Source organism: Bacillus sp. JJ1503 (assembly GCF_036965125.1).
In the GTDB taxonomy this organism is placed as follows: Bacteria; Bacillota; Bacilli; order Bacillales; family Cytobacillaceae; genus Cytobacillus.
The window spans coordinates 1-22,432 of the sequence record NZ_JBALOZ010000049.1 but is presented as its reverse complement, the minus strand read 5'-3'; the positions used below and the strand labels follow the sequence as shown (position 1 = coordinate 22,432).

The 22,432-nt window shown below is 39.2% G+C and carries 11 protein-coding genes and 1 pseudogene; all 12 read right to left on the bottom strand.

The features are described 5' to 3' along the window. Positions 1-114: 114 nt before the first annotated feature. The 12 genes and pseudogenes from V7149_RS04730 to V7149_RS04675 all read right to left on the bottom strand — a co-directional run bounded on the left by V7149_RS04730 (position 115) and on the right by V7149_RS04675 (position 22,128). Entirely contained in the window at positions 115-2,589 is a 2,475-nt protein-coding gene (locus V7149_RS04730) for a phosphodiester glycosidase family protein (RefSeq protein WP_335344499.1), read from the bottom strand. A 279-nt stretch (positions 2,590-2,868) separates the two neighbouring features. After that, a complete protein-coding gene (locus V7149_RS04725; RefSeq protein ID WP_335344521.1) occupies positions 2,869-3,447 on the bottom strand; it encodes an anthrax toxin lethal factor-related metalloendopeptidase in 579 nt (192 codons plus the stop codon). Next, positions 3,445-3,723: pseudogene (locus V7149_RS04720) on the bottom strand (bifunctional 2',3'-cyclic-nucleotide 2'-phosphodiesterase/3'-nucleotidase); the annotation flags it as partial. The gene V7149_RS04725 and the pseudogene V7149_RS04720, both read right to left, overlap by 3 nt. 571 nt (positions 3,724-4,294) lie before the next feature. Continuing rightward, on the bottom strand, positions 4,295-7,756 hold the full coding sequence (locus tag V7149_RS04715) for a S8 family peptidase (RefSeq protein WP_335344498.1): 3,462 nt from the start codon (positions 7,754-7,756) through the stop codon (positions 4,295-4,297). A gap of 100 nt (positions 7,757-7,856) precedes the next feature. Continuing rightward, positions 7,857-9,056 carry an efflux RND transporter periplasmic adaptor subunit gene (locus V7149_RS04710; protein WP_335344497.1) on the bottom strand — a complete coding sequence of 400 codons (1,200 nt, stop codon included), beginning with the start codon at positions 9,054-9,056 and terminating at the stop codon, positions 7,857-7,859. Between the two features lie 15 nt (positions 9,057-9,071). Then, entirely contained in the window at positions 9,072-9,734 is a 663-nt protein-coding gene (locus tag V7149_RS04705) for a hypothetical protein (protein ID WP_335344496.1), read from the bottom strand. Positions 9,735-10,077: 343 nt separating this feature from the next. Beyond that, positions 10,078-11,217, bottom strand: coding sequence for a glucosaminidase domain-containing protein (locus V7149_RS04700; protein ID WP_335344495.1), 1,140 nt, complete (start codon positions 11,215-11,217; stop codon positions 10,078-10,080). 187 nt (positions 11,218-11,404) lie between these two features. Further along, positions 11,405-13,270, bottom strand: coding sequence for a bifunctional metallophosphatase/5'-nucleotidase (locus V7149_RS04695; RefSeq protein ID WP_335344494.1), 1,866 nt, complete (start codon positions 13,268-13,270; stop codon positions 11,405-11,407). Between the two features lie 210 nt (positions 13,271-13,480). Next, positions 13,481-15,736, bottom strand: coding sequence for a YncE family protein (locus V7149_RS04690; RefSeq protein WP_335344493.1), 2,256 nt, complete (start codon positions 15,734-15,736; stop codon positions 13,481-13,483). 331 nt (positions 15,737-16,067) lie between these two features. Beyond that, a complete protein-coding gene (locus V7149_RS04685) occupies positions 16,068-17,687 on the bottom strand; it encodes a right-handed parallel beta-helix repeat-containing protein (protein ID WP_335344492.1) in 1,620 nt (539 codons plus the stop codon). 455 nt (positions 17,688-18,142) lie between these two features. Then, a complete protein-coding gene (locus V7149_RS04680; protein WP_335344491.1) occupies positions 18,143-20,086 on the bottom strand; it encodes a WD40 repeat domain-containing protein in 1,944 nt (647 codons plus the stop codon). Positions 20,087-20,220: 134 nt separating this feature from the next. Then, on the bottom strand, positions 20,221-22,128 hold the full coding sequence (locus V7149_RS04675; RefSeq protein ID WP_335344490.1) for an N-acetylmuramoyl-L-alanine amidase: 1,908 nt from the start codon (positions 22,126-22,128) through the stop codon (positions 20,221-20,223). Positions 22,129-22,432 lie beyond the last annotated feature (304 nt).

The window sequence follows — 22,432 nt, the reverse complement described above, 5'->3', positions numbered from 1 at the left end:
TTAAACCGCTTAAATTACTATTGTTTTTTTATTAAATAAAAGGGGCTTTTCTCTGCAAAAACATTGAACAGCCAGCATGTTCTGCATTGAGAAAATTTGCCCCTTTAAAAATGATTACTTGTAAACAGCTTGAATCTGATCAATATAGATGATTCCACTATTTTTATTAGCGTCATCTACTTCCATATAACGGACTGGTACGTCAATGATTAGTGGCGTTTTAATCCCTTGCGGAACAACTGCCTCCACATACTTCCAGCCTGTCCAATCTAAATTCTTCGTAAAATCAAGTTGGATTTCTTTATTATCCGCATCTTTCAGCTGCATTCTTAACCAATGTCCTTGGCCATCTCCGTACACCCACATACCTATTTTCTTAGGGGCACCTTTAATGGAAAGTGGTTTGACTGCATCAACATAAGCACCAGAGGTACCTGTTGTTCCTGAAAAATCATAGCTTAGCTTGATTGAATTTTTCCCAGTTTTGACAATAGAAGTTTCATTTTCAATTTTTACGTTATTGTATCTAGCACCCGAAGCTTTGTAATTAGCGATGCCACCCTCGAATCCTTCAAGCAGAATCGGTTCAGGTGTTCCTACAGTAACATTCACTTTTACAGAAACAGCTCCATGACTGATCGTAATAGTGCCTGTTCCTTCGGCAGCACCAGCTTTAAATTCACCTTTATTATTAATGGTGCCAATATTTGGTGTGACACTCCATTTAAATAAAGTCGGATCTGTAATGACTGTTTTTCCTTTATAAATTCCTTTTGGCTGGATCGTATAAACGTTATTTTTCTCAACGATTATATCCTTCTCGTCAACATGTATACTTTCCAGTGTATTGATTATATTAAGCTTAACCTTGCTGCTGATGTTGCCAGCTGAAACAGCAATTTCACTTTGAGTCAGAGATGTTCCTACTGTATAGCTTCCATCTGCATGTTTCTTTAATGCTGGTGATGAAAAAGCGATTGGCTGTGTGACCGGTACCGCATTATAGAACTGATCTATTCCTTTTACGGTAATGCCTAAGTCTTTATATGTAGCCCCTGCAAAGAGTGTAACGTCAGCCGGGTTAACGACAAGCTGATGAAGCGGTCCTTTTAACCATTGGCTAATAAAAAGTAATGCATTTGAAACCGAACGTGGTGGTCCATCCGAAGGCTTGTTGACAACAGAGACTTTATCATCCCCATGGTCCCTTGTTACTAGGGTGGATGAGCCGCCCCCATCAAAAGTAAATGCATGAATAGCGCCAAGATCCTTCATAACAGACGCCATTTCCTTTAAAGTCAGACCTGTACTTTGCGTACTGCGTCCATCAACAACAGCTGTAACGATTCCGCCATCTGCTTTAATTCCAATGGCTGATCTAGGGTGAACACCTGGAACATCTTGAGGAACGATAGCACCATTTTTCACAAGATGGTAACGTCCGCTAATTGCCTCTGTTACATCATTCCATTCACTTGGAGAAAACTGAGCCGTAACCTCGACCTTGTCCCCTTCATTAACAGTTTGTAAAAAGTCGCCGGCGAAATGATGTCCTGATAAAACAAATTCGCCATCATTTAATGATTCATTTCCAACTTTACTTACAATCTTTGACACCGTACCTGTTAAAACACTATGCCCATTCAACTGACCAGCATCAATTTTCACAACAACCTCTGTGCCAAGCTCATTTGTTCTTGTCGAGCTAGCAAAAGAAGGCGTGTAGAGTACAAGATGATTCGCTGATCTTGTACGGTTTACTGAATTAATTTTATATGGCTCTTGTCCATTTATTTGGACCGAAAGTGAAAGCTCTGGACTGCCAATGATCGGTTTCCCAGCATTGGTTAGCCCAAAAACAGCTAACTGGTTGATAGGAGTTTGACTTGTTGAAACGATATTTCCCTTTTGAATCATTAAGTCAATCGGATGGCCATTTTTATCAAAATAATCTCCGTTGATTCCTGCAATAACATGCTTACCTTCCGATTGTGCCTTGTTTGCTTGACTCGCAACGGTTTCAAACCCAAATAATTGCCCATTTGCCAATGATGTTTCCAAGCTTATCTTTTCTGTTTTCCCATCATATTCAACAGTATAAATCTTCTGTTTCCCACGGTTACTATCGACTGAAAGCTGTGTTTCCGTTACCCCAGGAGCAATTTTCTTCGATTTCTGCTCGGTTACAGCTCCGATCGAAAGCTTTCCAATAGGCTTAGTTGGAGTAGTTCCGCCATAAGCTGCTTCAAGCTCAGCAAGCTTTTTCTTAGATGGTGTACGATAATCCACATATCCTGCTATTTTCGTAATATAATAGCCGCCGCCAAGTCCATACTGACCCCCATGAAGATTGTCATAGCGATAGACCCGATATTGCTCGCCAGGCTTTAATATACGAGTAAAAACTAGTTTATTTCCATCTCGTTTCCATAGGTTAATAGGCTTAAGAACTTTAATTTTACCTACTTGCCCTTTAACCATTAGCAGGCCGTCCCAATATACCTTAGGTTCGCTTGCCTGAGCCGGAGATTGAAGTCCAAAAATCAATGCTGCCACAACTGCTAAGTTAATAATCCACTTTTTCCCCATTTTTCCTCTCCTTCATTATACTATTCTATTATTATATGACATTTTCCCAAAAAAATGGACAATTAACTACATAAAACGACTATTGAACTATGATATTGTTGGTTTTTGCTAATTTTGGCTTAAGATCTTAATTGTTGGCGTTCAAACCGGCTAATGTATGCATGCGAACGGGTTTTATTCGGGACGAATAACATGGAGAGCAGGTATACATTAGGCTTTAATCAATAAAATATAGCTTTTGGTAAAATAAAAACCCCTCGATCAGTCGAGGGGAGCATACTATTTAATATTTTCTATAAGTTTATAGGTTTTCGGTGCAAGAGTCTGCAGTCTTTTTCTTTCATCTTTGTCACGATAATACATGGCAAAGCATTCTGCGAAATACTCTTCTGGATATAGAGTGAAATATTCTTCATTTGGGAATAGCCTTTTCTTTTCTAAATTCCAAATGGCACTGAATTCGGCTGAAGAGGATAAATGATTTTTTAGTATATTATCTATGGTGTGGGCTAGTTCATGTAACTCAAGATTAACAGAGCCATGTCCATTCCCTTTTTCACTATATCCAACTCTAACGACAACCGTTTTATTTCCTCCAATGCCAGGAACATCATCCCAAGTCTTATTCAAATTCTCCCAACCTCGTGGAATGACTCCCTTTAAGTAAGCATATTCTTTTGTTTCTGTTATAGGCCCATTCACAAGCAGAATCCGAATATTTTGCTGAAGCAGCTGGACTAAAACAGACTCAGGCAGAGCTTGCAGGCGTCCTTTTATTTGATTAACAGCAGTTGAGTCATAAGAATCCTGCGGTAAAACAATTAGCGTTTCGACTAAGCATTGTTGATTGCATTCCAGTAATTTTCTTTTTGATATTGAGGGGGTTTCATAGATCACATGATCAGACACTTTAGTAATATAGTAATCTCCGCCTACTCCATACTGGCCGCTATAAAGGTCATCCATTCGATAAACCCGGTAGACTTCCCCTTGCTGAAGAATTCTTTCAAATTGCAAGCCGTTCTCCGTTCTTTTCCATAGATTAATGGGCTTCACTACAGTAACACGGCCAATTTGCCCTTTTTTTAACTCCACCCCATCCCAGTATACGGTTGCAGCCTGTGATTTCTCAGGGCTTATCGAAATAAATAGAATCATTGCGGCAAAAACAAATAGAAGCCTTCTCACAAACATCCCCCCTACTAGCCTTATTTTAGCTCAAATGAAGACGGCATCATAGCCCTTTTGGATTTGTTAGTAAAACCTTGTAAATTTTATGCCAATGGCAGTGACTTGCGTGCTAATTTGCTGTTGTTGGTTTAACCTCATTAATTTTTTGTGAAATCTTGGACCTTTTCTGTCACTATTCTTGGTTAATCGTGCAAATTACACGATAATTGACAATTCAAGCTAGTTTATCGGTGAATTCTTGCAATTTATCGACCATTTTTAGTGATTTATCAACCATTTATGCTGTTTGTCAGCAATTCTAGTAGTTTATCAGCCATTTTTAGTCGTTTATCAGCCAATTATTCAGTTTGTCAGCCAATTCACATTTTGACGACCAACTCCACCAATTTATCAGCCAATTCACATTTTCACGACCATCTCCACTAAACTTTCAGTCAACCCACATCTATCTATCAAGCAGCCCCTACAAAAATTAAAGCCAGCCCACTATTCAAAATGAGCTGGCCCTGATTACTTATTTATAAACATTCAAAGTATATGGAGTTAACGTGGCATTGCCGTTCACGTCACGAACCTTAATGTGATAGGTACCTTTTGTTAAGTTAAAGTTAAGAACTTCGTTATCCCCTTCTGGGTAGTAATCGGCTGTGGCCACGAGCTTTCCGTCTTTATATAGAGAGATGACGCCATCAATCTCTATACCGGATTGAAGCTCAATTTTACCTTTAGCCGCTTTATCTAGCTTGAGTACGTACCAGTCTTCATCTCCGTAAGGGATTCCTGCATTTAAATGGCCAACCGCTTGCTGATGCTTAGCGGAAACGGTTTTGAGGGCAATCGGCTTAGATGGAATATTGTTTTTAACAACAGAGCCTTTGTCCTCGTCATTTTTGTTTACAGGATTGATCGATAACACGTACGGGAGAAGCGAGAAGGTATTTGGCCATTCGAAATAGGCAGATACTGAGAAAATATAATTTTTGCCTTTTTCTGTTTTGAAAGAACCAAAGGTCTTACCGGACATGGCTCCTTTTTCTAAGTACTGGCCCGTTCTCATTTCTTCATCATCAAGCTTGCGGTTTTTGTTCGTATCCTCGTAAACGACAAACATTCCATAGAAAGGACTGATCAGCTCTTTCGGATATTGAGCCTTGAACTGATCGCTAACCTGCTTTCTTTCCAATGTCATGCCATAAATTTCGTCATGCTTGCTTTCAAAATAGAAATTATCCTGGTCATATGGCATGGAGAAGTTACCTTCAATCACATTTGCTGGGAGATTTTTAACCTCTTCCATTTTGTCATTATCCTCATATTTATCCTGAGGATTTTTCACAGTAAGCTTAGAAGTAAACTTATATGGATCAAAAGAAATGGCCCCATTATAGTAGTTTGTATTTGCTTTAATATAGTAGGTTTCATTCTTTTTGAATCCAGCGAATAAACGGCTTTCCAAGCGGCCATTCATCCAGAAGGAATATTCATTTGATGTAATCTGCTCCATATAGGAGAATTCTTTTCCATCGCGATCTTTCTCTGTTCTTACTTGGTAGATTCCAAACATCGGTACAGTTGCATTATTCTCCTCTAAAGAGAATTCGTAAATTCCGTTTTCCTCAGGTGTGACGCTGAACCAGTCCTCATCCTCCAATGTTTGCAAATAACCTGTCGCTTCATCGTTGATATTATAAGGCTGTGCACCATCCTTAATCATCTGAACATAGTCAAATTCTTCTGCTGGCTGTTCCATTAATAGAAGCTCTCTCTGTTTCTCAATCGAGCTGTCTTCATCCATGACATGCATCATTGGCAATGAATCTTCGTCTGGCGGAAGAACTTTTCCTTGTACCTTCAGCTCGTACGGAATAGCTGATGATTCAGGGGTTTGCTTTTCTTCAATCATTCCCCAGTTAAAGAAAAAGTCGAAAATCCCAAAGTAATTGCTTTCTTTATTTGAGACTTTGATTGAATAGTCCATTCCTGGCTGTGCCAAAAACGATAAGGATTCGCCTTCGCTCTTCCCTTTATTATTGGCATAGAAGTTCGGATCACGCTCGTCTTCCTTTAAAACAGGGAGCTCGAATTCGACTTCCATTCCTCCTTCTTCAGGCGGAGGCATCTTGAAAATCTCGTAAACACTTAAACTTGTATCAACTCCAGGTATTCCTGACAGGTCAATTTTAACAACCTGCTCTTCCTCAACAGTAAAATTAAAATAATCATTGTCCCCTTCTTCACCAATTAAAGTATACTTTTCTTTTGTTGTATCGTATGGAAGCTCGATTTTAATTGGTTCATCGAAAGTAGATTCATCCGCCGGAAGAACTGGGTGCTTTTTAACGGAAAGTGTGTATTTGGATTGCTGTTTATTTGAATCATCATAGCTTCCATTCACATCCTTCACACCGAATGAAAGGGTTCCACTATAAGGAACTTTATACAATTTCCCTTCAGTCTTCCCGTCCATCACATGGTTCACTTCGAGTTTATCTTTGCCCTCTTGAGATTGGAGGTTAAGCATTAATTTGTAATCAAATTGTTTAGACCCTTCTAATGAAAATTGGATGTAATCTCCTTTTTTCACTTCAGCCGAATACCACTTCTCTTCGAATGGCTTCGTAATCGCTCCCTTGACTTCACTCGTCTTGGCTAAATCTACAGAGGCTGCATTTTCTTCAATTTCCTTATCAGTCCAAGGCTTGCTCGTAAAGGAAGGAAGCTTCTTAATATCAAAGTTGAGAGCAGCGACTGGATTGACAAGTCCATTTCCGTATTTAACATCAAATCCAGGGTCACCGAGATCCTGTGCTGTATGCTCTAAAATATATTCCACCTGTGATGGTGTTAAGTTTGGATGTTTTGATAAAAGCAGTGAAGCTGCCCCAGCCACCATCGGAGAGGCCATCGATGTACCGCTCATTTCACGGAAGCTTGATAATTTCTCAGGTTCATAGATAGGAGCGTATACTTCGTCACCAGGTGCGACAATATCTACGGACGGGCCATAACTCGAAAAGCTTGAGAGTTTTTTAGATTTATCGACGGAACCGACACTAATAACTCCCTCGAATGCTGCAGGATAACTAACCATTGTATCCCCTGTATTGCCGGCAGCAGCGACAATCGTAATATTTTTCTCTAAAGCCTTTTTGATGGCTTCTTCAATTAATGGTGACTTCATTGGTCCGCCTATGCTCATGTTAATCACTTTCACGTTCTTTTCTACCGCATGCAAAATCCCTTGGGCAATCGAATAGTCATAAGCGCCCCAGCTGCGATCAAAAACGTCAATAGGAAGAATTTTCACATTTGGATTGACCCCAAAGCCGCCAATTCCATTATCTTTATTGCCTGCAATAATCCCTGTCACATGTGTCCCATGGTAATCAGGTGAGCCTTGATTCATCGGGTTCACGGCATTATAACTTGGGAGAAGTTTCCCCTTTAATTCCGGATGCTGCGTATCAACCCCTTGGTCAATGACAGCAACCGTTACCGTATGCTTGCCAGCCAGCTTATGTGCTTGATTTAAGTTAAGCAAGCCAATGTGATATTGCTCGTTCACTTTCGGATCGGGCAAACTTAAAGGCTTGTACATCGCACTTGGATTGACTGAATTCACATGGTTTAGGCCTTTATACTTTTGCATGACCTTTTGCAAATCTTTTTTATTCTTTACCTTTACTACGGCATAATTTAAGGCTGGTATATTTGTAACAAGTGTTCCGCCTGCCATTCTATGCTCGGCAGGAGTCAAAGGCTTCGTATATTTAATAATGAATGTATCTTCACTCAAAGCCTTTTCTTTATACTGGTCGAGCTTGCTTTGCAGCTGAGGATTGTTCACTTGAATAGCCGAGACATTCTGTAATTGTTTAGGAGACTCCGCCGATGCTATCATCGAAGGTCCTAGATTACTAGAGAACAAACCAAGCCCAACAGTAATTGTAAATGCATTCCTAACCCATTTCTTCATATGATCCCCCTTCTCTTTTATAACCCTATAGTACCTATACCTGTAAAAAAATAGCAACAATTACCATGACCAAACTTTTTATGAAATTCGACAACTACCTCTATCTTATTAAAATCCCTTTTACTATATGTTTAAAAATATGCTTTTTTCTCATTTGCTCGATTTCAGACCGTTCTATGTTTGATAGATTCAGAGGAGTCATGATTTTGGGGCCTTCGCCTTGTTGTATTGAAGCAGGATTGTTTACGATGAGCTCTCCCTTTTCAACCCCAGATTCGATCTGTAGTTTATCGCCGGATGCGATTCCAGTATTGATTTCTCGTTTTTCCAGGATTCCGCCTGATGTAATAACCCAGACAAAGGACTTCTTCTTCTGTTTGATGATACTTTTCTTCGGAACCATGATTGCCCCATTTACTTCTTTTGTAATTAATGTGACTTCGACATGGGATCCTTGAAGTATGTCAGGAATCTCTTCATCTAACTGAACAGAAAATGGGTATAGACTTTCCTTTTCTGATTTGACGTGATCTGGTAATTTGTCAGCTTTCGTTAGCATCCCTTTACCATTTATATGTTTAGAAGAAATGACGGCAGGTATCCCCGTTTCAACCTTAACCCTTTCTTCCTCATTTAATAGCCCTTCAATCGTTGGGATAGCAGAACTAATCGTGATCAGCGGGTTATGCAGTCCCACATTGATTTCTTTAATGATCCCTTCAAATTCACTGACAACTGTCATTTCCCCTTCATTCGCTTGAATGGCCTGCAGCTCCTGCTCATGCTTATCAGCTGTCTGTCTTAACAGGTCAGCCTGCAATTCTTTTTCATAAATATCCTGCTCGACACTATGTAAAATGGAAAGCCCAACAGCCTTTTCTTCCTCATCAAAATGTAAGGAATCCTTGTAATAGCGGAGCTCACTTATATGTCTATCTAATACTTCGATTTGATTTTCTATTTTGGCTTTCTCCCCTTCTATCCTCGCTATATCCGCTTCTAAGTCAGCAGAAATATACTCGTATAGCGGGGTGCCAACTTCAACAGTTTCTCCTTTCTTTACAAAAAACTGCTTAAATACTCCCATTTTTTGATCATAATAATAATGATAGTCTTCCAGAGGAGCCACAATCCCTTTTTTATGCAGAGTTTCCTTGATGTCTTTTTCAACTGCCATTGAATAGCTTTTAATAAAGGCAGAGCGTTCGATTTTTGAATGATCTTTTACTATTAAAAACAAATTACCCGCGACTAATAGGAAAACACCCGCTGCTAAAATCATTTTGATCCGTTTCTTCATCCGATCACCCCCGCCTTAAATAAGCTTCTCAATCTCAAGATAGGATAACAAGGCAGACACAACCCAAATGATAAGATGAGCGAGAATGATCGTGAGCAGAACTGTCTTCGGGCTTCTTTCACTCAAACCTTTTAACGACTTATATTGGAAAAAAATCACCCAAACAGTAAAAAGCGAAAAATGGGAGAAGAAATAAACTAAAATACTGCTTGATTTTAGGTAGGCTGCCAGGACACCAAGGGAGAATGGAGAGGCCTCTGGACCTATGCCAAGCCAAATATTAAATGGCAGTAAAATCCCTTTTTCCAATAGGAGAATACATAGTACAAATAGCTGAACGGTGACGATTTTCTTGTAAGACATATCGAGAATGGCCCAAAGAATCACAGAAAATACAAAAAGGACTAGCAATGAAAAGATCATTCCCCATATTAGACGTCCAACTATGACAAAAAGTTTCTCTGTTTCAAATTCTTTCCTGCTTAAATCTGTTATTTCTTTTGTCAGGAAATCCATACCGATACCGAAATAACCGCTAAGCGTAAACAGAATCATACTTATCACGGTTAGCCAAATAGCCTTTTTCCACAACCCTCTTATCGTCTCTGCCCTCATGATTTGATAGGAGAATGTGTTCGGGGCCAGAAGTCCCTTCAATAGGTGCACGTAATAAACCATGGGCGTACCTCCAAATTTTATCTATCTATCATTCTAGCTTACTAGCAGAAATAATTCCCCTAATAACCCCATAGTTTGAAATAATTGGGTATATAATCACAGAACTACTACTTCTGGTACATTTTGTAGGATTTATTTAGTCGAATGGGGAGATTGTGGCCTATTATACTAATTTGGCAGCAAATTGGGGAGGGTTGTCAGCCTATTTGTGAGGTTTATAGCCAAATCGAGCAGGTTGTCAGCCAATTCCCGGGGTTTATCAGCCAATTTCAGAGGTTTATCAGCCAATCCATTTTTTAATAAAAAATAAACCACTGGCAAAAGCCCAGTGGTCTCCAATAAATTAATGATTCGTATAAGATTGTTTTTGCTTATCATAGTTTAAATAGTAACCGCCGCCTAGATCCAGCTTGTTATCTTGGATCGCATAGACTCTAAATACTTGACCCTTTTTCAGCGTTCTCGCTACACTTCCATTTGAAGCGTAGAGCGGGCTATCGGCAGTGATTTGAATCGTTCCCTTATAAAAAGAAACCCCTGCATTCCTTTGAATATAGTAGCCGCCGCCCACATAATAAGCATTGTTATCAAAGCTAAACACTTTAATGAGCTCACCTGGAATTAGTTTTCGATGAACTTTGCCATCTGGGCGGTATAGATTAATATCTTTATTTTTTATATGCAATCTTCCAATATAGACACTCATTTTACTGCTGTTGGCGGGAATATAATAATTTCCGCCCAAATTATAGTTGTTTCCTATTGTTCCAAACACTTTATATGAGTACCCTTTTTTCAGCATTTTGGCCACTGATCCATCAGGACTGATGAGGGGCATATCCGCTTTCAAATAGACAGCAGCTGCTGGGAGCTTGGATGTCCATTGACTGCCTACATTTGGAATTTCCAAGTTAATACTCTTCATCTCTGAAAAAATAGCAAGAATCCGCTCGCCGTAAAATTCTCCCGGCACGGCCCAGCGATTATTCAAATCTGTCCAGTAAGGAGCAATCCCCCGCTTTACATAATCAAAACGCGGATCGTTTTTTTCTGTAACGAGAGGTTCGTTGTTTGCATAGGCTTTCAAATGCTGAATCTGCGCTCTTACCCCTTCCTCAGGCGTGTTGAAATAAGCCCCTTGTGCACCGCCCCCAACGGCCCCAATCCCGGAGTAGTTATTCTGCTCAGGGAGAACATCCTTCCCATATTGAAAATAGCCTGTTTCCAGAATGGCTTGGGCAAAAGCAATATCCCCGCGAATCCCCTCTTGGCGACCTAAAGATATATATAAATCTGCTAATCTATAAATATCAACAGTCGTTAATTTAGGTTCAGGATACTTTAATAGGACAAAATCACCCATTTGTTTCGCGGTTAAAATGGAGCTGCCGCTAATAGATACCTTTTCATCAGAAGCTTGTACCGGAGCATATGAGACGAAGCTTAACAGTAAAACAAACAGCAAAACATAAACTTTTTTCATCACTTTCTCCCTTAAAAACTTTTTTTCAGTTCATAGTTACTATCTTACACTTTTGACAGTAGCAGTAAAAGGGAATTGGAGTTTTATTAAAATGGGTAAATTTAGACTATTTATCTTGTTTTTCCATTTCTCCTTAAAAAAAGTAAAAAGCAGAGAGCCAACTACAGCCTCCGCTTTTTATTAAACTTTACTTATTCAATTCCGCCAATTTCTTCTTAGAAGGTGTTTCATATTTAACAAACCCTTCCATCTTCGTTACATAATGGCCGCCGCCAACTCCGTACTGGCCGAAGTTCTGGCTGTCATAGTTGTATACTCGATATTTTTCACCTGGGTTTAAGACACGAACAAAAGTAAGCTTGTTGTTTACATCTTTTTTCCATAGATTGATAGGCTTTTCAATGATCACACGGCCAATTTGGCCTTTTTTCATTAATAGACCATCCCAGTAAACTTTTGGAGCTGGTTTTGTTTCTTCTTTTGGTTCTTCTTTTGGTTCTTCTTTTTCAACCGGCTTTGCCACAATACGGGCTTCATATTTCGTGTTAACCGTTCCAAGCTTTTGGATATAAGCAATTAGGGCTTCATCAAGAGCAGGGAACTCATTTTCGATTGGGCTGTCTTTAAAGGAAGTATACTCATCGCCGCCTGCAGCCATGAAATCATTCGTTGCTACTAAATATTGTTTATTCATATCCACAGGCTGCCCATTAATTTTCATAGAATGAATACGCTCGCCCACTTTTTGTGCTGTATCAATGGCAAATGTCAGACCGCTAATATGCGGGAAGGCACCTTTAGATTCAGGATATGAATTGACTGCATTTTCAAGACTGGATTTAAGTTGCGCTCCTGTTAACTTCTTCGTAACGATGTAGTTTCCGAACGGCAATACTGTCACGACTTCACCTTTCGTAATATCTCCTTCATCGATGGATGCACGGATACCGCCGCCGTTCATAATTGCTACCTCTGCACCGGTCATATCGACCATGGCATCTGTAATCAGGTTACCGAGGTTCGTTCCGCCTGTACGTACTTGTTCACGTTCGCCGTCAAGCTTCACTGCTGTCTTTCCGATTACTTCTGATAAAATTTCTTCTTGAGCTGCTTGAATATCTTTAATTACCTTCTCCACTTCTGGATCTGGTTTTACATCAGCTGTTTCTTCTTTTTTGATTAATTTTGCTTTTTTGCCAGTTAATTTCTTGCCTTCAAATGTTAACTCAACAACACCAAGATTTTTCGTATATTCACCTGAGCTTACAATTAACGTATCATTTTCACCTTGCAATCCCTCTACAAGAGTAGAGTGGCTGTGACCATCTACAATCAAGTCGATTCCAGGTGCACCTTTTGCTACTTTAATAGATGTATCAGTACTGGACTCATCAATCCCTAAGTGTGTCACAGCAACGATCATATCAACATTTAGACCTTTTAATTCTTTTACCATTGCCTGAGCTTCAACAACCGGATCAGTAAAAGTTAAACCCTCAACATTCTTAGGGTGAGTTTTATAATGTGTTTCTGGAGTGGATAAGCCAAAAATCCCTAGCTTTATGCCATCCACTTCTTTAATAACATAAGGCTTTAATAGCAATGAGCCATCCGCTTTACGAACGTTCGCACTTAAAACTGGGAAAACTACTTTCTTTTCTAATTCTAGAAGTCTCTCATACCCATAGTTAAAATCATGGTTACCCGCAGCCATGCCATCATAGCCAACTTTGTTCATCACTTCCGCAACGCTTTCCCCTTTACTAAGTGTGGCAAAAGTTGTTCCGTGTAAGGTATCTCCCGCATCTAATAAAAGCGTATTCGGATTTTCACTTTCGAATTGCTTAACCAACGTGGAAATCTTTGCAAACCCCATTCCATCAGTGCTGCTCTCCACTACTCGGCCATGTGAATCATTCGTATGCAAAATCGTAATTTTCTTTGTGTCCGCACTCGCAGTTCCTTCCGCGTTAACGAGAAACTGTCCTCCAAACCCGGACCAAACTACTAACGATGAAACTAATACAGCAAAACCCTTTTTCAACCTTTGCATGGCTTACCTCCTATTAGTTTTTACTACTTCCATAGTATTATATATTATTATTATTAATTTATGGTAAACCATTTGTAAAATTAGTATTTTCTGCCTATAAATCTATCTAATTAAACGTTTGATTAGTTTTAATTAAACGTTTGATTAATGAAAAAAGTACGCTGAAAGCAGACAAAAAGGCGAATGGAAAAATCCATCCGCCTTTGAAGATTACCATATTTCTTTAACACTATTATATTTTATAAACCTAGTTTGATCTTTATCCAAAATAAACACTTCATTGTTTGCATTCATCGCAGCTGAATGGATTTCTAAGGTGAATTTCTTTTGCTTGGCTAGAGTCGCTTTATCATAATACCCATTAGTCGTAATAATATGATTTTTTCCAACATATAAAATAACCTCATCTAAAATCTTCACACGGTTAGACAAATCTAAATTTATCCGATTCCTTCCTGTGTATAAATAATTCCCGTCAACAAACATTTCAAAAACACCTGGATACGTATCAAAATTCAATTTGTTCTTTTCTTGAAACGTATCGGCATCGAATGCGTAAATAGATCCACCTGAAGTATCATCTTGCATGTAAAGAACGTTTCTGCTTTGGTCAAGCTTTAAATTTGCCCTGTAAATGTTTGCCGCCTCAACAGTTTGTCCATTTCGCCGATCATAGGCAGAAACATAATAATTATTATGACTATAATAGATATAGTTTTTTCCTACCTCTATTTCACTTGGTCTATCAGTTACAGATATATACGAAATCGGCTTAGTTGGGTCTGTACTTGCTACGGCAATACGATGGGAACCCTCTAATGACACATAAATGGAATCTCCATTCACTACAAGCTCCCAAGGCCTCGAACCAATATAAATCTCTTTCTCAACATTCATGGTACTTGCATTTATATAGAATAGTTTATTATCACTGATTGACAAAGCATATATTTTATTAGTTTTCTGATCATATTCCCAATCTGTTATCGCCTTTTCAAATTGAAGTTGCTTATTAAGCCCATTTTGAAAAGCTGGCAAATGAATCGGAAGAATGTTTAATTTTAATTTCCTTAACATCCCCTCTTCACTATTGTAAGCGTATAAATTCATAGAAGAATCAACCGATACTTCTTCATATCGAGAGGTTGGCATTGAGCGGTAAGGGACAAAGGATTCACGGTCATATATGAACGAACCGCCAATCGCATATTTCCACTTTACTAGACTAACAGGTTCGAAGCCATCCACATACTTTCCGATAATATCCTTCAAATTCGTTGGATTCATTTTGAAACCATCAATAATAAGCTCTCCATTATCCCAAATATTACTTGCATCCCACGATGGCCAAAATCCTGGGCGATAATTATCCTCCGAAAGAATATTATATGTACTTAAATCAATGGCTTTCACATGAGAATTGCTGACATATAATATTTTTTTAATGGGATCAATAGATAGTTTTATATTGGAATTAAATATGTAGTCTTCTGGATTCTCCTTTTTGCTGATGACCTTAACTGTTCTCGATTTCATGTCAAAATCATGAATCTCTGTAGCTCCATTTTTAGGCGCATAGTAAATATGATCATTACTAATAATAAATCGTTGGGCTTGAATCGGCGTACCGTCCAATGCCTCAAGATACTCTGATTTCTCCGTTACCGGGTCAACCGCCCGCATTGGATACCCACCTAGTATGACTTTCCCATTATATAGCTGCATTCCCCATCCTGTATCATAGGAAAATTCCTTTATCATGCTTAAATCCTTTGTTGACAAAACATACAGCTTTTGATAAGCACTTACATATAAATATCCCCTGCTCTCATCTACCAACATTTTATCAAAGTTGAAATTCTTCGGTGCTACTTCCCACTCAGCGAGAGTCACATATCCTTTGCTCAACGTTTTCAAACGATCTAAGAGCGGCTTAATAGCCGTGTTTGGTTTATACTTGATAGAGTCCAGCATCGTCTGAATGCGTTTAGATTTCTCTTCTATTTGCGCTTGACTCTCATTGTTCTTGATTGCTAATTCTAAATTGACAATCTCCTTTTTTAGCCGATCATAGTCCGTTAAAGGGGGTGCCGGTGTGCGGTATACACATGCTTGAGCTTGAAGCTTAGCTTTGCTCGGAGTTTCATATCGAACTCTGCTGTCACGATCAACATAATAACCGCCTCCAACTCCTAGCGTCCCCGGCCGAAAAGAATAAATCCGGAACGTTCCTTTCGGATTCAAGTTGTGACTAATAATTTTCTTATCCCCATTGTAAAAAAACAGCGGCGTACTCTTCACAGTGTGTAGACGTCCAATTTGTCCCTTTTTTAATTCGATTCCATCCCAAAAAACCTTCTTCATGCCTTTATAAGGAGCACACGGGTCTGCTGCTGAAGCAGAATGGCTTTGGAAAATAGGTGTAATCAAAGTAATTGCTAACAGTAAAACAAAGATGCGTTTCACATATACTCCTCCAATAAATCCTATGTATTAGATTCATCTTACCTTACTAGAATTTTAAATTCTTGTGCCAATTATTGGTACAAAATGTAGTTTATATGACAGATCTAATACTTTTTCGCCAATTCTAGTGATATGTCAGCCAATTTTGGTAGGTTATCAGCCAAATATAGTCATTTGTTAGCCAGCTTTCATCTTATCGCCAAAAAAAGCCTACCAATCCATATTAGACTGATAGGCTTATATCTACCTTCAACACTTTTTCAATTTTCCACGTTCATCCTTATTCGTAAAATATGCTTTTCTATATTTTTATAAAGGGATAAAGTCCCTTTTATAAAATATTTGCTATATTTCCACCACTAGATATATTACCTGCTTTATAACCGGTAGTTTGAGCAATTGCAATGGGAGTACCAGCAGAACCCATTCTCACGATATTACCAATGAAATTCACCATTCCGTTGTTAATAGAATATAGACCAATGTTTGATTTAGAATGTTCTAATTTAATAATATTCCCATTCACTTGTCCATCTTCAACATTTGAAACTTGAATACCACGCTGCAATGCTGTAGCACCCTTAGCATCAATAGTGTTATTAGAAATATTTAAAGAATATGATTTTTGAGAAGAAGTAGAAGAACCAACTCTAATACCGTAAAAACTTGTATCCACCGTTCTTGAATCAACACCAATAATTTGGTTTCCAGTAATCGTCAAACCATCAAATACATCTACATCAATAATAGAATCTGTTGCTCCGCAATTTTTCACTAAGTTATCAGAAATAATAGCATTCAATTGAATTTTTTCACGAGAATAACCAGGTCTATACCCGCCAGCCATTATTGCTCCTAAACCTGTTCCATTAGCACTACAGTTTGTTATCTTGTTTCCTTTAATAATAATATCTTGACTTTGTTGTAGGTCATGACCCCATTTAGCAAAAATCCCACAAGCATAAGAATTTTCAATAATATTGTCTGTAAATATCATTCCAATTCCAGTATGACTATCAATCCCTTTTCTTTTGTTATCTCTAAAGATTGAACCTTGGACAATAACATTTTTAGCCTCACTCCAATTAGTTCCTCTCAATGCAATACCATAACCCGGGTCTATAAATCTATGTGAGATTTGAGAATCAGGATGTCCAGCTCTTTCACTTATACAATTCATGATTTGAACTCCATCTACCGCTAAAGCGTGTATGTTGGCATCATAATTATCATGAACATAGCAATTTTGAATAAGAATATCTTTAGAGTCGTTATATCTTAAGTCTTTCGGAACAAAGTTGCCGTTATGACCTATACCAATACCAACATAGTTAAATCCATGAACGTCTAGATTATAAAGTTTAATGTTTTTAGAGCCATTATGAATTAAAATACCATATGAGACGTTTCCAATAAATCCACCATTTCCAAATAATCCCCATGGTCGTCCATTATTGATTGATGCGTGAGTTTTTCTTGTTGAAGTATCTAGGCTGTTATTTTTATAATACCCCCAAAAACCAGAAGTGTAGTATCCACCATTAGCAGTACCTTTTTCTCCATATCCCGTATACCCAACAGAAGTTGTGTCAATTGCTGGAAATTGTCCATAGCCTGCTATTTCCAATCCTTCAACTATTATGTTAGATGATAATTGGATTTCAAGAATACCCTGTGCATGCTGATCAACCCATAGTTTTGCTCCATAGCCAACTATTCGAACATTCTTTTTATTTCTTAACAATAAGCATGGTTGGTCATTATTAGGGTAACCTGTCAAATTCACATTTTTGCTTACTTTATAAATACCTTGATCTATTATGATTGTTCCACCATCAGTTACATGATCAAATGCTTCTTGCAGGTCAAGTGTTAAATCATTTGTTCCATTGGCTGGAAACATTGTGTTAATAACAATTGTAGAACCATTAGATGTATACCGTATCGACATCACAACCACTCCACATAATTAATATCACTATCAAGTGAACAAAAGAGTCTTTATAGGCTTCTGAAACGCCTGACTTGCCCTCCAGGCATCATCCCTTCTTCTCAATGTAAATTCGAAATAATAAAATTCACTACAAGTAGTTTATTATAATTTGCTGTTAACGCTAGTGCAGATACCCTCATACTTAAAATAATATTGTAGATTAACGAGTTGTAAGAACCCCACTTATAGGTTTTTCTATTTTGCCGTTTCCGTTGCCTTTCATCAGAAATAGTAGTCTTATATAATGTTAAAAAGGACTTTATCAGCCAATTTGGATGGTTTATCAGCCAATTTTGATAGTTTATCAGCCAAATTAGGCACTTTGTCAGCCAACTTACATTTTATCGTTAAAAAATACGATAAAAGCCTACCAATCTATATTAGACTGATAGGCTTTAACCAAGCTTCAATACTTATTCCACTTTCCACAACTCATCCTTATTCGTAAAATAAATGACCCCGTCCAGTCCCTTTGTTAGTCTTTCTGCACCATTTTTATGAAGGATTTCCAATTTAAACGTGCCTGGGTGGACTCTAAATAGTGTATTTTCCACTGTTCCGTAAATATATTGATCATTTCCGATCACCAGCGTGCCATTTCGGAAACGGCCGCTCGTATTTTTGACGACATTAACCGTTTGCGTTTTCTTCTTATGCGGATCATAAGCAAAGAAATTGCCATCTGATAATCCATATACCCTCCCTTTGTCATCTGCTGTCAGAGCATGAATCATTCGGGGCTTCTTAATGCCTAGTGGCAGAATTTCTATTTTTCCGCCAGGAGATTTGCTCTTTAATCGGAAGAAAACCGCATTTTGCTTGCCCTCCAAATCTTTACCGCTAAAAATGGAGGTGCCCCCATATACATAGCCTTGATGGGCAGTTAGGGAAATAATACTTTGATCCTTCACTATATTTCTTCTTACTGACAGGCTATTTTTGCCCGTATCATAAATGGTTAAACTGCCTCCCGCTTCACCATTTCTAGGATGAGTACCGATGTATAAATAGGAGGTTCCCGGTGCACTTGTCATCGTAACCGGCCGGTCCTGTCCGTTGCCAATCGTCTTTAAAGGCTGTACTTTAGGAGTGCCAGACATCATCAACTCATTGATATTCCCGCCAGGATAGACACCCATATAAAATCGGCCATTCACCGCTGCGAAACCTTCCACTTGACCAACCTTTTGGATGGTTGAAAAGGAATCCGCACCCGGCTGATATACACCCATTTTCTCCGAAACATAGCTGCTAATATAAATATTGCCATCCGGACCAGCGGCTAAATTATATATCGGTACCCCAAGAGCCGGAAGAGGAAAACGATCCACCACTAGTTCCTCCTTCCCCAAGTCATAGGTGAAGAAAGTTCCGGTATTTCCTAACAATCCAGTTAAAAACATTTTCGTTCCCTGCTTCACAAAGTCAAGTGAAACCGCCTCTGTCCCCTGCAAGGCCCTTTTGGATGGTGTTATTTTTCCAGTGGATAACTCAAGCTTTTGCAGGTGAAAATCATTAGTAAAATAAACATCCTTCCCGTTCGGAGCCAGTTTCGAAACCCCTCTTGATTTCGCCTTTAGCTCACCCTTGAACTTCAGTGACTTGGCATCAAACATGAGAATCTTATCCTGCTTCTCTAGCTTGGCAAACAACACTCCCCCAGCTTGATCCAGATCATAAATAGAAGAGATGCTCTTCTTATATGAATCAGGCAAAATGGATTTCTTTGTATTTGTTTTTAAATTCCAGGCAATCAAATCGGCATTGGCCCCTACGCCAACAAACATCGTATCGGTGGAAGGATCATATGCAAGACTTCGCCCAATTGTTTTTCCTTTTGATGCTTGTCCCAGATTCTCGAACTTTCCGCCGTTGTATTTGAAAAGCCCGCCCTCATAGGAGGTGCTTCCATAGATATTCCCATTTTTATCAACTTCAATATCATGAATCGAGGTGCTGCCGCTCGTTGCCTTCCCAAGATCCGTCAGCTTTTTTTGATTGGGCTGATATTTATAAAGTTTGTTTGAAGGCGTGCCTCCAATCCAAACCTCACCCTTCCCATCCGTTTGAATGGCCCAGCCACTTGTCGAACCCGCCAAAGGCTTTTGGTCCACCATCGTTTTCGTAAAAATATCAAAAACAACTAACTGGGCTGGCTCCCCTTGTAAAACGATATACATAAGGGCATTCCCATTGGCATCATTTCCGGATGTAGCCGTTATGGCTGTGCTATTTGTAATCGGTTTGCCGATCTTGGTGATTTTTTTAGGAGAACTTGCTGAAACTTTCCCTAATTCAAAAGGGGATAAGATTAAAAATAAACATAAAACGAATAATAGCAACTGCGACTTCTTCATTTCCATTTTCCCTCTTCCATTTGTGATAGTCATATTTTACTATAAAACACGAAGGAGTTACCGACTTTTTCCAATATACTGACTTAATATAAAAAATGCCCCAAAGTTTTCCTCTGGGGCATCCTCTATTTCTATTAATTCACTACATCCACATCACTCTTCTTTACAAATCCCAAACGATGATTAAAGTAGATTTGATAATATTCATCCTGACCTTTTACGACTTGGTTTGTAGAAGGATCATTAAAGATTTTCGCATGGTAGTAATCTGATTGAATCGGTCCAGTTGCGACATAGGATTGGCCTTTTGGAATTTGATAGAGTGGATCTGCAATCCCCCTTGCCGATTCTGCTATCCCTGTCCCATCATAGGCAGATTGTTCTGGATAGGCGGCACCATAGACAGGAATGGAATCTAGCCCTTCTTTAGGAGTAATGAGAATTCCGTTGCCTGGAACGGTATATTTATTATTTGGATTATAGAACCAAGCCTTTTGTCCGCCAAAGTCGATAGCCGTCCAATCACCTTGCTGATCTACTTGATAATAGCTTTGCCCGATTGCTGCCTTGTTGCCCCAATCATTAAGATTGGTCGTTCCTTTTCCTCCGCTTTTATGAAAATGAGGGTCACTAATTAGCGGGGCCTCGAAGCTCGGTTCCGTGTATAAATGAATGAGACTGGAAGATTGAGGTTCCAGTAATTGATTCGCGTATGTGAAGGACGGTTTATTTGTGTTGTAATTTGGTTTGATTGTTACAATACCGCTATGCTTATCTCCTTTGCTCGGGTTAATCGGTTCGCCGAGGAGATTAAAGAAATGGGACCAATCCCAATAGGCGCCTGGATCCCAATGCATCAGTCCTTGTCTGGCAGGAGTCAATCCAGGAATTTCATCATGGCCGATAATATGCTGTCTGTCGATTGGAATATCAAATCTTTCCGCCAAGTATTTTACTAGTTTTGCAGAGGAGCGATACATTTGTTCGGAGTACCATTCTGTTCCCTTGGCGGCAAATCCTTCATGCTCAAAGCCGATGGAATGCATATTGAAGTACCAATTCCCCGCATGCCAAGGAACATCTTCAGGTCTAACCATCTGTGTGATTTTTCCAGTATCGGAATCTAGGATGTAGTGGGCGCTAACAAACGATCTATTTCTAAAATGGTTAATCGCAGATTGTGCGCTGCCTTCAATATCGTGAATGATAATATAGCGGATGTCGAGACCATCGTGTGGACGATTGGCAATATCGTAGTTACCGTAATTGGTAGGGCTGCTGGAGAATTGTTCGTATAAAGCCGGGATGAAGGAGCACTCTAGTCCATTCGGACAATCCGTACCAGTGAATTTTGCATTGCGTAGAGGGATGGAGTCTGCTGTCGATTTATTAGGTGTGACTGCTTCAGCCTTCATACTAACTTTTTGACCAGTGATTGTTGTTCTTTCGGCACCTTCTTGCATGGTGGCATATACCTCGTCAGCAAAATCCTTTGCCACCGAATCGAATTCTGAACCGCTGTATTTTACGATGGCTCCATACCAATCTGCAGGATCGCTTGGAATATCTCCCGCTGTTTCCCGTGCATATTCAGCAAGTAAGGCTGCACCGCCGCGAATATTTTGTTCAGGATCATCCTTTAATGCTTCTGGGTCAACTCCTATTAGAATTGCGGCTTCGTCTAGTGTGTTGATGACAGAATTATCCGCACTTTGGGCTTCAACATCCTCACCCTTTCCGTGAGCAAGCTCGTCCCCATCAATCTGAACAAGGTTCATCACCCCATAACCGCCAACCTCGCTATGCCCTTTGTAATGATCCCACCGAGACTGATTGTAGGCGACTGCCATTAAAACACTTTGCGGAACATTAAATTCCTCAGCCGCTTTCTCGAACGCCTGCTGCAAAGCTTCTGAATCCATGGTACTTTCAGCAGCTGCATATTCGTTGGCAGTCGACATGAACCCAGATGGAATAGCCAAGCCAGCTGCTAAAGCAACTGTCAAGAGTGATGCGGAAACTTTACGCATAGAAAACCCCATACCTCTTCCCCCTTTTATTATAGAATATAAGGAAGGATTCCAGCTTAAGAGACATATCCCTGCACGAAATGGCAAAATGATCCAAAGTACATAAGGGGTTATTCTTTGCCTAGGTATATGGTGGGAAAAGTTAGCGGACCTATAGTCATGTGTGAATTCTAGTGGATTTTGCAGTATGTCAGAATTTCACCTAATCCCTACTCTCACAAAATATACTATGCTGGATAGTTTTTTGGATTTGCTTTTTCCTGTAAAATAAATCACTTTGATGGACAGGTTTTACTGATTTCACAGATTCCTGTCC

What these genes read in the sequence shown, in the direction of transcription:
- V7149_RS04685 (WP_335344492.1), bottom strand. Translation starts at nt 17,687, where the DNA reads ATGTCGATACGGTATACATCTAATGGTTCTACAATTGTTATTAACACA.
- V7149_RS04700 (WP_335344495.1), bottom strand. Translation starts at nt 11,217, where the DNA reads ATGAAAAAAGTTTATGTTTTGCTGTTTGTTTTACTGTTAAGCTTCGTC.
- V7149_RS04680 (WP_335344491.1), bottom strand. Translation starts at nt 20,086, where the DNA reads ATGAAGAAGTCGCAGTTGCTATTATTCGTTTTATGTTTATTTTTAATC.
- V7149_RS04675 (WP_335344490.1), bottom strand. Translation starts at nt 22,128, where the DNA reads ATGGGGTTTTCTATGCGTAAAGTTTCCGCATCACTCTTGACAGTTGCT.
- V7149_RS04710 (WP_335344497.1), bottom strand. Translation starts at nt 9,056, where the DNA reads ATGAAGAAACGGATCAAAATGATTTTAGCAGCGGGTGTTTTCCTATTA.
- V7149_RS04705 (WP_335344496.1), bottom strand. Translation starts at nt 9,734, where the DNA reads ATGGTTTATTACGTGCACCTATTGAAGGGACTTCTGGCCCCGAACACA.
- V7149_RS04695 (WP_335344494.1), bottom strand. Translation starts at nt 13,270, where the DNA reads ATGCAAAGGTTGAAAAAGGGTTTTGCTGTATTAGTTTCATCGTTAGTA.
- V7149_RS04730 (WP_335344499.1), bottom strand. Translation starts at nt 2,589, where the DNA reads ATGGGGAAAAAGTGGATTATTAACTTAGCAGTTGTGGCAGCATTGATT.
- V7149_RS04715 (WP_335344498.1), bottom strand. Translation starts at nt 7,756, where the DNA reads ATGAAGAAATGGGTTAGGAATGCATTTACAATTACTGTTGGGCTTGGT.